The 12976-nt window shown below is 34.7% G+C and carries 11 protein-coding genes; 3 read left to right on the top strand and 8 right to left on the bottom strand.

Annotation, left to right across the window (positions count from 1 at the left end):
- Positions 1-25: 25 nt before the first annotated feature.
- The 5 genes from KAOT1_RS02525 to KAOT1_RS02505 form a co-directional block, all read right to left on the bottom strand.
- A complete protein-coding gene (locus tag KAOT1_RS02525; protein ID WP_007093114.1) occupies positions 26-1141 on the bottom strand; it encodes an imelysin family protein in 1116 nt (371 codons plus the stop codon).
- Between the two features lie 117 nt (positions 1142-1258).
- On the bottom strand, positions 1259-2464 hold the full coding sequence (locus KAOT1_RS02520; RefSeq protein WP_007093113.1) for a DUF4856 domain-containing protein: 1206 nt from the start codon (positions 2462-2464) through the stop codon (positions 1259-1261).
- A 268-nt stretch (positions 2465-2732) separates the two neighbouring features.
- Positions 2733-3995 carry an aminotransferase class I/II-fold pyridoxal phosphate-dependent enzyme gene (locus tag KAOT1_RS02515; RefSeq protein ID WP_007093112.1) on the bottom strand — a complete coding sequence of 421 codons (1263 nt, stop codon included), beginning with the start codon at positions 3993-3995 and terminating at the stop codon, positions 2733-2735.
- Between the two features lie 233 nt (positions 3996-4228).
- Positions 4229-5269 carry a PLP-dependent cysteine synthase family protein gene (locus KAOT1_RS02510; protein WP_007093111.1) on the bottom strand — a complete coding sequence of 347 codons (1041 nt, stop codon included), beginning with the start codon at positions 5267-5269 and terminating at the stop codon, positions 4229-4231.
- A gap of 85 nt (positions 5270-5354) precedes the next feature.
- A complete protein-coding gene (locus tag KAOT1_RS02505) occupies positions 5355-7487 on the bottom strand; it encodes a S9 family peptidase (protein WP_040559280.1) in 2133 nt (710 codons plus the stop codon).
- A gap of 66 nt (positions 7488-7553) precedes the next feature.
- Between KAOT1_RS02505 and KAOT1_RS02500 the strand changes: the two genes are divergently transcribed.
- Positions 7554-7877, top strand: a complete 324-nt coding sequence (locus KAOT1_RS02500; protein WP_007093109.1) for a YbaB/EbfC family nucleoid-associated protein — start codon at positions 7554-7556, stop codon at positions 7875-7877.
- Positions 7878-8345: 468 nt separating this feature from the next.
- Positions 8346-8594 (top strand): hypothetical protein, encoded by a 249-nt coding sequence (locus KAOT1_RS02495; protein WP_007093108.1) that lies wholly within the window; start codon positions 8346-8348, stop codon positions 8592-8594.
- Positions 8595-8678: 84 nt separating this feature from the next.
- Here KAOT1_RS02495 and KAOT1_RS02490 read toward each other — a convergent pair whose 3' ends face one another.
- The gene (locus KAOT1_RS02490; RefSeq protein ID WP_007093107.1) at positions 8679-10361 is read right to left on the bottom strand and encodes an OmpA family protein; all 1683 of its coding nucleotides are present in this window, start codon (positions 10359-10361) and stop codon (positions 8679-8681) included.
- Positions 10362-10613: 252 nt separating this feature from the next.
- Here KAOT1_RS02490 and KAOT1_RS02485 point away from each other — a divergent pair, with 252 nt between their 5' ends.
- Positions 10614-10943, top strand: a complete 330-nt coding sequence (locus KAOT1_RS02485) for a YegP family protein (protein WP_007093106.1) — start codon at positions 10614-10616, stop codon at positions 10941-10943.
- 447 nt (positions 10944-11390) lie between these two features.
- Here KAOT1_RS02485 and KAOT1_RS02480 read toward each other — a convergent pair whose 3' ends face one another.
- Positions 11391-11774: a hypothetical protein gene (locus KAOT1_RS02480; RefSeq protein WP_007093105.1), complete on the bottom strand. Its 384-nt coding sequence runs from the start codon at positions 11772-11774 to the stop codon at positions 11391-11393.
- Between the two features lie 25 nt (positions 11775-11799).
- Positions 11800-12822 carry a threonine aldolase family protein gene (locus KAOT1_RS02475; RefSeq protein WP_007093104.1) on the bottom strand — a complete coding sequence of 341 codons (1023 nt, stop codon included), beginning with the start codon at positions 12820-12822 and terminating at the stop codon, positions 11800-11802.
- Between the last annotated feature and the right edge of the window lie 154 nt (positions 12823-12976).

The raw sequence follows: 12976 nt of genomic DNA, 5'->3' as shown, positions 1-12976 counted from the left end.
CCTTAGTTTTTGAGTAATTTACTATTTAGTCTCCATCTGCATCCACATAATCTACACTGATGTTGAATGCTTGTAACATGTCAACTTTTAGTAATACGACAGCGGCTTGTAGCGCATCATACGCTTCTGTCATTTTAGTATTGTCAGTATTTATTTGTGTTGCAAAGTTTGCGTTTAATTCTTGAATTTTTCCACGAGCAGTATTGAACTGATTGTTAATCATGTTTGCGAGGTCAGTTCTATCAAGTGAAATTAAATACGTTTTGAAGCTTTCTCCATTTGCTGAACCGCCAAATTCAGTTCCGTTAAAGATATTTTGTACCGCATTTAATGCTTCTAAAGCTAGTTCTTTTGAGACTTCTTGATTGTAGAATGCTTCTACTCTATCTGGTAATGGTGTGGAAGAAAAGTTTCCTGCTGGAATTCCTATTTTGTTTGCTCTTAATCCTTTTTCGTAATAGAAAATAAAGTCATTGATGAATTTGTTTGTAGCACTTGTTGCAGTGTTTGCTGTACTAGAGATAAATGTGTCTCTGTAGTTTACTGTCCAATCACTTGAAATAGCTTGTGTTAACGTTTGCATTTGGTTTACCAAATCAGAAAGATATGCTTGATATTTTCCAGCTTCTGCATTGGTTGTATATTTTTCGAGGATTTCAGCATCAGTTGCGCCAATTCCATGTAACATATAATCTAGTGCAGGAAAACCAACCGCATCATTGTTATTTGGATGCGTTAAGTCATAACTTCCGCTTGCGACATTGTTTTCCACATCTGTAGTATTTACAGGATAGGTGTTCATTTGAAAAGCATATAATGTTTGCTCTGCTTGTCCAATATTGAACGATTCTACATGTTGCCAAGCTTTGTAAGCTGTGAACCAAGCAGAACGTAACGCATCAAGATTTGCCTGATTTGGTGTTGTATTGAAGTTGTCTTTTGCGGTTACCAACGTTCCTAAGTCTGAGTTTAGGTTTTGATATGAAGGAATTATGATATTATCAGCAAGATTGCGTAACATTCCTGCTCTATCGAAAGCAGTTCCACTTCCGCCTCCATCAGTGTTTACAGCATCATCACTCGAACTACAAGCAGCAATAAATAATGCCAAAAGTACTATTGAAAAAATTTTCTTCGCCATTTCTTATTTCTATTTATTCTAAATAAACGTTGCAAAAATAAAAAAGTAGCAAATGTTATCCTAATACATTTGCTACTTTTTTATATTAATTCTAAATAATTTTTTTTGCTTTCATTTTTAGCTTCCCGCTTGTGCTGTAGTAAAGTTGAATTCTGCTGAGATTGTGTTAGAAATTTCATCTAATGTTGCAGGAGTTACATCCCAAAAACCATTTCCTGTCATTAGTTGAGTAATGAATCCATCAACTTCTGTTTTTGTAAAATAAGGTTCGTTTGTTCCAGGTTTACGTGTGAATTGTAAGCTGTAGATGAATCCGAATCCTTCTGATAAATCGTGAAATGCAGCAGCTTTGTCTGTAGCTAAGTTGTTTTTTCCTTGTTGTAAATAGTATACGGCACGAATTGCGATTACTTCAGATATTTTTTCTCTGATGATGTCTGCTTGTTGGTCACGTACTGTGTAGTTTTTTGCTACGATTGCTGCTCTACCTAATTTGAAGGCTTCGTAAACTTCTGAAGCAATTCCTGAAAAATCAGCGTCACCTTCTACTCTAGAAAGGTATTTATTTAAAAAACTATCTTCATTTAGAACTGGATTTGTTGCGCTGTCAGTACCGTAAAGATACCCGAAAGCTTCATCCCATTTGTGTTCCATAGTTGTGTAGTTTTTTCCATCTTCGAGAACATCAGCATCGTTGTTTGCTCTATTATTCCCTGCATCTAAAACTGAAGTACTTAGGTAGTTATTTAGCATTTGATCTGCCATTAATGCTCCGATTAACCCTTTGTTTACAGCTTGATTGTACTCTAACCCTTTTCCATTGATGTAACGTGTAGATCCGCCACCAGCTTCTTGCAATTGTCCTGCATTTCCAGCAGTTGCATTGTTTGCCCAAGCAGGAAATACTTCTGAAACTTGTGCTGCAATCCACGAATCAAAGTCTGCTTTGATAGCATTTGCTGCTGTTGTATTTGCAGAAAAATAATCGGAAGAAGCAGCTGTTTTGCTACGAATACTTTTCCCTGAAGCATTTAAATCTGCATTGTTGAAATCGTTGTTTCCTTCCATGTGTGCAAACATTCCATCAAGTTCAGCTTCTGTTCTTGTGTTGTCTTTTAGAGCAGAAATAAATTCTTCTCCCATTTGGATTCTTGTGGTTTGTCCACTGTAGCTTACTGTTGTATTTCCACCTCTAGCAAATGTATATGTTGCTGGCGCAATTACTTGGTTATTATCTACTGAATTTCCTGCATCATCATCACTTGAACATGAAGTAAATACAAAACTTGAAATTGCCAATACTCCTACTATTACTTTTTTCATTATGGTTGTTTTAAAAAGGTATTATTTTTTGTTTTGGCAAATATATTATGGGATTTTGAATTTACAAAGATTATTTAGAATTAATCTTAGTTAAATTAAAAATAAGGAATTACATAATTGAAAATCAAAATTTTACAAAAAAAATAATTTGAAATTTAGATCTTTTATTAAAAATTTAGGTTGAAAAACTTACTGTTTTTGAAATTTTATGACACAAAAAAACCGCAACATAGCTGTTACGGTTTTGAAGATTTTATGAGTAGTTTTTTTATGATTCTCCCATCATTTCCATCAACTTCGCAGATACACGTTTGTATGTTCCATCTTCTAGTCGGGAACGGATTGCTGAAAACGCTTCTAAGGTTTCTTCTACGTCTTTTAATGTGTGTGAAGCTGTTGGAATCATTCTGAGTAGAATTAATCCTTTTGGAATGACTGGATATACAACAATTGAACAGAAGATTCCGTGGTTTTCACGCAAATCTTTTACTAACGCCATCGCTTCAGGAATGCTTCCTTTTAAGTATACAGGTGTTACACAACTTTGTGTGGTTCCAATGTCAAATCCGCGTTCTTTTAATCCGCTTTGTAAAGCATTTACAATTTTCCAAAGATTTTCTTTGAGTTCTGGCATGGTACGTAACATGTCTAAACGTTTTAACGCGCCAACGACCAATTGCATCTGTAGTGATTTTGCGAACATTTGTGAACGCAAGTTGTATTTTAAGTAATCAATAATTTCTTTATCTGCTGCAATAAATGCACCTGTACTTGCCATTGATTTTGCAAACGTTGCAAAGTATACGTCGATTTCATCCTGAACACCTTGTTCCTGTCCAGCTCCAGCACCAGTCGCGCCAAGCGTTCCAAAACCGTGTGCATCATCTACAAATAAACGGAAGTTATATTTTTTCTTAAGTGCTACAATTTCTTTTAGTCTCCCTTGTTCTCCACGCATTCCAAACACACCTTCAGAGATCACTAAGATTCCTCCACCAGTTTGTTCTGCCATTTTGGTAGCACGCTCTAGGTTTTTTTCTAAACTTTCAATATCATTATGTTTGAACGTGAAACGTTTTCCCATATGCAAGCGTACACCATCAATGATACATGCATGTGAATCTACATCGTATACAATAATATCGTCTTTAGAAACCAATGCATCAACTGTAGAAACCATTCCTTGATAACCAAAGTTTAGTAAGTAGGTTGCTTCTTTTCCAACAAATTCTGCCAATTCATTTTGCAATTGCTCGTGTAAATCTGTGTGACCAGACATCATACGCGCTCCCATAGGATATGCCGAACCGTAAGCTGCTGCTGCTTCCGCATCAACTTTACGAACCTCTGGATGGTTTGCCAAACCTAAGTAGTCATTGATACTCCATGTAATTACGTCTTTTCCTTGAAACTTCATTCTGTTTGAAATTTCTCCTTCTAGTTTTGGAAAAACAAAATATCCTTCTGCTTGTGATGCCCATTTTCCTAACGGTCCTTTATCCTTGTATATTTTAGCAAATAAATCCTTCATCTATCTAAGTTTTTCTTTATGTATCAATTCGGGTTATGGTAATTTATGAAGTTTTTCTGAAAACTTCAACGGCAAAAATAATTATTTTTACGAGCCTATCATAATTATTAGAGTTTTATGTTGAATTGCTATTTTTTTGAGGAATTTGTTGAAACGTTTTAGCCTTTATAGCAAAAAAGCAACATAATTGTTATTATGCTGCTTCTGAATATGTTAGAATGAAATTTTTATAACTATTTGATATATTCTATTTTTTGTGCTTCTTCTAAATTTTTACTGTCAAAGAATCCTTGCGAACTCATCCATTCATCACTGTACACTTTACTCATGTATCTGGAACCATGATCTGGAAAAATTACGATGACGTTGCTATTTTCGTCAAATTCGCCTTCTTCCGCCAATTGTTCAATGGCTTGCATGGCTGCACCACTTGTGTATCCAACAAATAAACCTTCTGTTTTTGAAATTTCACGTGCTTTGTGTGCGCTTTCTTCATCTTTTACTTTGACAAATTTGTCAATCACATCAAAGTCAGTTGCAGTAGGAATTAAGTTTTTTCCTAATCCTTCTATTCGGTACGGATAGATTTCGTTGGAATCAAATTCTCTCGTTTCATGATATTTTTTCAATACAGAACCGTATGCATCAACTCCAAGAATTCGGATATTCGGATTTTGTTCTTTTAAGTATTTTGCTGTTCCAGAAATGGTTCCTCCTGTTCCACTACATGCTACAAAGTGTGTAATATTTCCGTTGGTTTGTTTCCAAATTTCTGGACCTGTACTGTTGTAATGTGCATCAATGTTTAATTCATTAAAATACTGATTGATGTAAACAGAACCTTTTGTTTCTTCATGAATACGTCTAGCCACTTGATAGTACGAACGAGGATCATCTGCACTTACATGCGCTGGACACACATAAACTTTTGCGCCCATAGAACGCAACATGTCAATTTTATCTTTAGAAGATTTAGAACTTACTGCCAGAATACATTCGTATCCTTTAATGATACTTACCATTGCAATACTGAATCCTGTGTTTCCTGAAGTAGTTTCTATAATTGTGTCACCAGGTTTAATGATGCCTTTCTTTTCTGCCTCTTCAATAATATATAAAGCAATTCTATCTTTCGTTGAATGTCCTGGATTGAATGCCTCAACTTTAGCATAGAAATTTCCTTTGATGTTTTTAGTTATGTGTTTCAACTTTATCAAAGGTGTATTCCCAATTAGTTCGAGTACATTATCAAAAGCATTAATTTGTTGTTCCATAAAAACTATTAAGTTGGTACAGGGTTTTATTTTTGTAAGTTTTGAAAATATGCAAAACCTTGCAAATTTAAGGTAAATTTTTGAATTAGTCCTTTATATTTTCTAAGTCCAGTAAAAACGCGTATTCTTCGGCCACTTCTTTTAAAGATTCAAAGCGTCCAGATGCGCCTCCATGTCCCGCATCCATATTGGTATGAAGGAGTAAAATATTATTGTCTGTTTTTAAATCTCTGAGCTTTGCAACCCATTTTGCAGGTTCCCAATATTGTACTTGCGAATCGTGCAATCCTGTAGTGACTAACATGTTTGGATATGCTTTTGCTACTACATTATCATACGGTGAATACGATTTCATGTAATGATAGTATTCTTTTTCATTCGGATTTCCCCATTCGTCATATTCTCCTGTTGTTAGTGGAATGCTGTCATCTAACATTGTGGTAATGACATCAACAAAAGGAACTGATGCAATGATTCCGTTGTATAATTCTGGATTCATGTTTGCAATTGCTCCCATTAATAATCCGCCCGCACTTCCGCCAGAAGCGTATAAATGTTCTGGAGACGTATATTTTTGTTCAATGAGATATTTAGAACAGTCAATAAAGTCTGTAAAGGTATTTTTCTTATCCATTAATTTTCCATCATCATACCAGTTTCTTCCTAAGTATTCTCCACCACGAACATGGGCAATTACATAGATAAATCCTCTGTCTAATAAACTTAAACGTGAAGATGAGAAATATGGATCAATCGTGCTTCCATAGGAACCATATGCATATTGCAATAACGGATTGCTTCCATCTTTTTTGATCCCTTTTTTGTATACAACCGACATCGGGATTTTAGTTCCATCTGCGGAAGTAGCCCACAAACGCTCAGAGATGTAATTGTTTTTGTCAAACTTTCCGCCAAGTACTTCTTGTTCTTTTTTAACGTCTTTGGTTTTGGTAACCATGTTAAAGTCGATCACGGAAGCTGGTGTCGTTAAGGAATTGTATGTGTAGCGTAAGATTTCCGTATCAAAATCGACATTGACACTTGTGTTTGCTGTATACGTTTCGTTATCAAATGGCAAATAATAGTCTTCTGTTCTGTCCCAACGAATGATTCTAATTTTATTTAAACCATTGGCACGCTCGCTCAATACTAAAAAGTCCTTAAAGATTTCAGTGTCTTCTAATAAAACGTCTGGACGATGCGGAATAATGTCTTCCCAATGCTCCATTCCTGTTTTGTCTTCTGGCGTTTTAGAGAGTTTAAAGTTGATAGAAGCATCTTTGTTGTTCAATACATAAAAATGATCTTTGTAATGCGAAATACCATATTCTAAGCCACGTACACGTGGTTGAAACACTCTAAATTCTCCATCTGGATTGTCTGCTTCCAGAATTCGATATTCCATTGTCAGTGTGCTGTACGAACCGATGACTAAGTATTTTCTAGATTTTGTTTTGTATACAAATGTGATGAATGTTTCGTCTTCTTCATGAAAAACAACCGTATCATTCGCAACCTCATCGCCTAGTTTGTGCTTGTAGATTTTCTCCGAGCGCAAAGTTTGCTCGTCTTTGTTGGCATAAAAAAGCGTTTTGTTATCTGCTGCCCATGTAGAACTTCCTGTCGTATTTTCGATACGTTCTTTGTAAATTTCACCTGTTTCTAGGTTTTTAATGTGTATTGTGTATTGACGTCTACTGATGGTATCAACTCCATAAGCAACCAATTTGTTGTTTGGACTTACGCTAATTCCTGTAAGTCTGTAATACGGATGACCTTCTGCCATTTTGTTAACGTCAAATAGAATTTCTTCTGGTGCATCTAAAGTTCCTTTTCTACGTGTGTGAATTGGATATCCTTTGCCTTCTTCATACTTTTTTATGTACCAATAACCATTTAATTTATAAGGAACCGAAGAATCATCTTCTTTTATTCTTCCTTTTAGTTCTTGAAATAAATCTTTTTGAAAGTCTTTTGTATGCGCTGTCATCGCGTCATTGTATGCATTTTCTGCTTCCAAGTAAGCAATTACTTCTGGGTTTTCCCTATCGTTTAACCAATAGTAATCGTCAGTTCTAACATCGCCGTGTTTTTCAAGTTTTGTAGGTTTCTTGTCAACTGTTGGCACTGATATGTTTTTTTTCATGTGTGGTGTGTTCTTATTACAGGAATTTATAAGTATAAAACTAATAAGCAATAGCGCTAATGTTTTTTTCATTTGAAAAGTATGTTAAAAGTCCACAATTTAATAATTTTGTAAAAATTAACCTTTAATTATATACAAATGTTTGGAGATTTAATGGGAATGATGGGTAAATTGAAAGAAACCCAGAAAAAAGTAGAAGAAACAAAACAACGATTGCACACTGTTTTGATTGATGAAAAAAGTTCTGACAGCTTGCTTAACGTGACTGTCACTGCAAATCGTGAAATTAAATCGATTGAGGTTTCAGACGAATTGCTAGAAGATAAAGAACAGTTGGAAGATTATTTAATTTTAACTTTAAACAAAGCTATCAAGCGTGCAGGAGAAGTTCATGAAGCAGAAGTTGCTGCTGTTGCCAAAGACGGAATGCCAAATATTCCTGGCATGGACATGTTTTCTTAGATTAACGTCAGTTCGATATAAATCATTCAATTTATATTTATAGTGATTTTAAAAATAATTCTGCTATATAATTTATTTTCAGTGTTTTATTTTCGTTTTCTTTGCTTACCCAAAGAAAAGAAACAAAAGAAAGGGAACTTTTCCAGAGGTATTTTTAGTTTTTCTTTTAGGGAAAAACTAAAACCGCATGAATTTTTCTAAATTTTCTCCAAGGCTTCGAAAATTTTTCACGAAAAATCCCTGCTATACTGCGGAAAAGAATAGTTTCAAACTAAAATTCTTACGTTGAACTCACGTTAGATTAAAAAATATACAATATATAAAAGAGAGTTACTGTAAAAGGTAACTCTTTTTTGTTTTTAGCAATTGAAATACATCTTTCAGCAATTCGCTTGAAGCTATTTTCGTAAATGGTCTTAAGTTTAATCTGTCGACATTAAACATTTATAAACATTAAAATCAATTATTATGAAAAAAAGAAGTATCAAAAGTTTAGCATTAAACAAAGAATCTATTTCAAATATTCAAACTGCTGTTTTTGGTGGTGAAGCGTGTTCTTCAGACACAAAAACAACTTCTGGAGCTGATCCATATACAACATCTATAGTATCAGATGATCCAACACCGATGACTGCCGATGTTAAAGATTGTCCTAAAAACAGTTTGGCAGGTGATTGTTCTATGGGATATTGTCCAGAAACTTTTTGGTGTCCATAAGACTAATTAGATATATAAAGTTTAATAAAAAAAAGGGAAGTCAATTGACTTCCCTTACTTATTGAGTTTATTTAATTTAAAATCTTAGTTCTTCTGATCTAACACTCTAAATTGTGTTCTTCTGTTTGCCAAGTGCTCTCTTTCAGTACAAGAAACACCATCTTTACATCTGTTTAATAATCTTCTTTCTCCGTATCCGTTAGAAACAATCTTACTAGAGTTGATTCCTTTAGAAATCAAGTAGTTTGTAACTGCTTGTGCTCTTCTTTGAGATAATGCTTCGTTGCTTGCAGCAGATCCTCTTGAATCTGTGTGAGAAGCAATTTCTACAGAAACTCCTGTTTGTAATACTGGTAATAATTTAGTGTCAATTTCACGCTTTGCAGCAGCAGTTAATGTTGCACTTCCTAAGTTCCAGTTAATATTTAAATCATTATAAACTAACAACTTACAATCAACTTCTTTCCAAGTAGTCAAACCACCTTTTTTAGTCAATACTTCTTTTGTAACTGTTTTGTACACTGCAGGCACTTCTGTTTCAACTACTTTAGAGTCTTCTACTAATTTTGTAGTTTTTAAGGTAGTTTCTTTTTGAGCAACAGGAATTGAGTTTGCTTTTGGAGCTGAAGTCATTACTGTTTTCTTGTATGTTTTGCTTACAGCAGGAATATCTTCTACACGAGTACTCTCGCTAGTAACAATTCTTTTCTTCACTGTTTCCGTAACTGCTGGAATTTCAATTCTTTCAGTAGTTGGAGGCGTTACCATTACTCTACGCTTCATTGTTTTAACTTCAGCTGGAACATCAATAATACGTGTTGTTGGAGGCGTTACCATTACTGTTTTCTTGATAGTTTTCGTAACTTCAGGAATAGGAATGATACGTGTTGAAGGTGGCTTTACCATAATTGTTCTAGTAAATGTTCCTTCTCCACATGGCTTTCCACCATTATTGTTCGGGTCACAATCTGGAGTTCTTGTAGAAGAAGCATCGGCTGCCAAACGCTTTACAGGAACTGTTACGTTCTGTGCAGGAATCGCTTTGTAACACCAGTATCTACAATCATCTGGATTTGAAGAATTACAGTCTGCTGGAGGAATTTCGCTCATTTGCCATTGTGCAGCAGCTGGCTTCACTTCAATTGTTTCAAAATCGCTAGTAAAAGAAGCTGGCGTCAATTGAATTGAAGAACCATACTCTCTTTTCTTATACGTTACTGTTTCAGTTCCCCATTCTGCAGGCACAACTTCCATACGTTGAGAAGCTTCTTTTACAGTAATTACAACATCTCTTGTTTCATACACTGCTGGTACAATTTCAACTTTTTGATACGCTGGTCTAGTCACCACATCAAAAGTTCTTGTTTCATACACCGCAGGAACAATTTTTAAACGGTAGCTTGCTTCTTTTACAACTACAGTTTCAGTATCTCTACTTGTCTGTGATGGGACTTTCACTAAACGCTGAGACGCTTCTTTAGTAACTACTTCAAAAGTTTCAGTTCCGTACTCAGCAGGAACTACTGTCAATCTTTCTCCCGCTACTTTAGAAACTACTGTTTCGTTCACTGTAGTATACTTTGCTGGGATTGTTTTCAGCTTCTTATAAGCTGGTGATACCATAACCTGCACTTCTCTGTTTTCATAAATGTCTGGTGTTACACAACGAACGTAACATTTTCCAGGTTCTGGATTCGTTGGTAAGTCTTGAGCAAAGGCAAAAGAACCTATGGCTAAGGCTAGTCCAAATAATAGTTTTTTTCTCATGTCTTAAATGATTAATTATTTAATTGTTGTTATTAATGATTAACAATGTACGAAATTATCTAATCGTTAGGAAATAGTGGTTACCTAAACATTATGCAAGCATACTATTTTGATTAAAGTGCATTTTTTATCGTTAAAAAGCATTTTTTTAGGGAAAAACCCTGTATAAAGTTCCAAATTGAAGTTTATAGCATTTCTTTTACGATATATTTTTGATATATTTACTCATCTTAACTAAATCTCTAAATAACTATGTTTGAATTATATCAAAGTGAAAACAATCAAAAATTCTACTTTAACCTAAAAGCTAAGAATGGACAAATTATTATGTCTAGTCAAGGATATGCTGATAAAAGCGGTGCTAAAAACGGCATTGAATCTTGTAAAAAGAATTCAACAGACGATAGTAAATTTGAACGTAAAACCGCAAAAAATGGGAAATTTCACTTCAATTTAAAAGCTGGAAACGGACAAATTATCGGAAGTAGTCAAATGTACGCTAGTGAAGCAGGAATGGAGAACGGAATTGAATCTGTGAAGAAAAATGCTGGAAACGCTGAAGTAAAAGACCTTACTGAATAGAAAATAACTTTTTAGTATACGAAAGCAGCTTCAATGAGCTGCTTTTTTTATGTATTTCTTTTTACTATTTAACGTCAGTTCGATATAAATCATTCAATTTATATTTATAGTAATTTTAGAAATAATTCTGCTATATAATTCATTTTTAGTGTTTTATTTTCGTTTTCTTTGCTTACCCAAAGAATACTGAATCAAGTTCAGCACTGGCATCAACAAAAGAAAGGGAACTTTTCCAGAGGTATTTTTAGTTTTTCTTTTATGGAAAAACTAAAACTGCATGAGTTTTTCTAAATTTTAGTTCACCATGCTCTATTTTCAGTTATGGAGTTCATGAATTAACATTTCTCCAAGGTTTCGAAAATTTTTAACGAAAAACTCCTGCTATACTGCGGAAAAGAAAAGTTTCAAACTAAAATTCTTACGTCGAACTCACGTTATTTAAATTCATTATTTCATACGAACCATTCTTCCAACATCGGTTTTCTCTCTAAAAATGGTCTTGTATTCTGTAATGGAATCATTAATATTAGTGATTTCTACAGAAAATTTTTCACCAATCTTTGCCACAGCAGGATTTGGACTGTTTGTTCCAACATACGTAAGTTCGTAACTACAATCAGAAAGCCAATTTATAGAAAATTCATAATAATACTTTCCGTTTTCCATGTAAGCGCGTTGTACTTTTTCTTCTCGCACCACATAAATATATTCCGCATCGTACTTTTCATACTTCCATTTACCTTTAAAGTATTTTCTACAATTGTTTTGTGTGCTGAATGACAACAAAGCGAACATCACAAAAATTAAAAACAATCCTATAACTTTTTTCATCTTATTTTTTTGATTGAATACTTATTCAGACAACTTTCTGTATAACTTTCAAAAACTCTTGATGCATCTCGGCAGTATAATCTAAATGAGTGACAATTCGGAGCTTTCCACTTCCCATTCCTATCAAATCAATTCCTAATGCTGTTAATTTATCTAAAAAGGCTTTTTCGTCAATATCATCTTGTAAATAAAAAATGACAATATTGGTTTCAATCGGCTCCACTTTTTTAATAATTGCCAAACTTTCTAAGGTCTTTCCTATTTCTTTTGCTTTTTCATGATCTTCTGCCAAACGCGCTATATGATTGTCTAACGCGTACGTTCCTGCGGCAGCTAAATAACCCGCCTGACGCATTCCGCCACCTAAAATTTTACGAATTCGCAGTGCTTTATGAATGGTTTCTTCATCTGCAACCAACACAGAACCTACAGGACAACCCAATCCTTTGGATAAACACACCGAAATAGTGTCAAACAACTTTCCGTATTGTGCTGGCGTTTCGCCTTTTGCTACCAAAGCATTCCACAAACGTGCTCCATCTAGATGAAAACCTAAATCGTTTTCACGAGCAACCGCATGGATTTTTTCAATTTCTGAGAAATCCCAACAAGCACCACCACCGCGATTTGCCGTATTTTCTAACGCAATTAATGAACTTAGCGGACTGTGATAAAAATCTGGTGGATTGATTGCCGCTTTGGCTTGCGCTGCCGTGAACATTCCACGATGTCCATCGATTAATTTACAAGAAGCACCACTATTAAAACTCACACCACCACCTTCGTAATTGTAAATATGTGCATCCTTATCGCAAATCACTTGATCGCCTGGATTGGTGTGTAATTTAATTGCGGTTTGATTTGCCATCGTTCCACTAGGGAAAAACAACGCCGCTTCTTTTTCAAACATTTCAGCAACTTTTTGCTCCAAATGATTGATAGAAGCATCTTTCTTAAAAACATCGTCGCCAACTTGTGCGTCAAACATGGCTTTGAGCATTTGTGGAGTTGGCTTGGTAACGGTATCGCTTATTAAATTTATTCGCATTATTTATTTAGTATTGAGTATGAGGTATTAGTATTGAGTTTGGCTCTTGGCTCTTGGCTCTTGGCTCTTGGCTCTTGGCTCTTGGCTCTTGGCTCTTGGCTCTTGGCTCTTGGCTCTTGGCTCTTAAAAGAAATCTTTTTCTATTAAGAATCAA

It is taken from the genome of Kordia algicida OT-1 (assembly GCF_000154725.1).
GTDB lineage: Bacteria > Bacteroidota > Bacteroidia > Flavobacteriales > Flavobacteriaceae > Kordia > Kordia algicida.
This window is presented reverse-complemented; position numbering and strand designations above follow the sequence as displayed.

Excerpts from the sequence above, each read along its gene's own strand:
- KAOT1_RS02480 (WP_007093105.1), bottom strand. The coding sequence starts at position 11,774 with ATGAAAAAAGTTATAGGATTGTTTTTAATTTTTGTGATGTTCGCTTTG.
- KAOT1_RS02505 (WP_040559280.1), bottom strand. The coding sequence starts at position 7,487 with ATGAAAAAAACATTAGCGCTATTGCTTATTAGTTTTATACTTATAAAT.
- KAOT1_RS02515 (WP_007093112.1), bottom strand. The coding sequence starts at position 3,995 with ATGAAGGATTTATTTGCTAAAATATACAAGGATAAAGGACCGTTAGGA.
- KAOT1_RS02520 (WP_007093113.1), bottom strand. The coding sequence starts at position 2,464 with ATGAAAAAAGTAATAGTAGGAGTATTGGCAATTTCAAGTTTTGTATTT.
- KAOT1_RS02495 (WP_007093108.1), top strand. The coding sequence starts at position 8,346 with ATGAAAAAAAGAAGTATCAAAAGTTTAGCATTAAACAAAGAATCTATT.
- KAOT1_RS02475 (WP_007093104.1), bottom strand. The coding sequence starts at position 12,822 with ATGCGAATAAATTTAATAAGCGATACCGTTACCAAGCCAACTCCACAA.
- KAOT1_RS02490 (WP_007093107.1), bottom strand. The coding sequence starts at position 10,361 with ATGAGAAAAAAACTATTATTTGGACTAGCCTTAGCCATAGGTTCTTTT.
- KAOT1_RS02500 (WP_007093109.1), top strand. The coding sequence starts at position 7,554 with ATGTTTGGAGATTTAATGGGAATGATGGGTAAATTGAAAGAAACCCAG.
- KAOT1_RS02485 (WP_007093106.1), top strand. The coding sequence starts at position 10,614 with ATGTTTGAATTATATCAAAGTGAAAACAATCAAAAATTCTACTTTAAC.
- KAOT1_RS02510 (WP_007093111.1), bottom strand. The coding sequence starts at position 5,269 with ATGGAACAACAAATTAATGCTTTTGATAATGTACTCGAACTAATTGGG.
- KAOT1_RS02525 (WP_007093114.1), bottom strand. The coding sequence starts at position 1,141 with ATGGCGAAGAAAATTTTTTCAATAGTACTTTTGGCATTATTTATTGCT.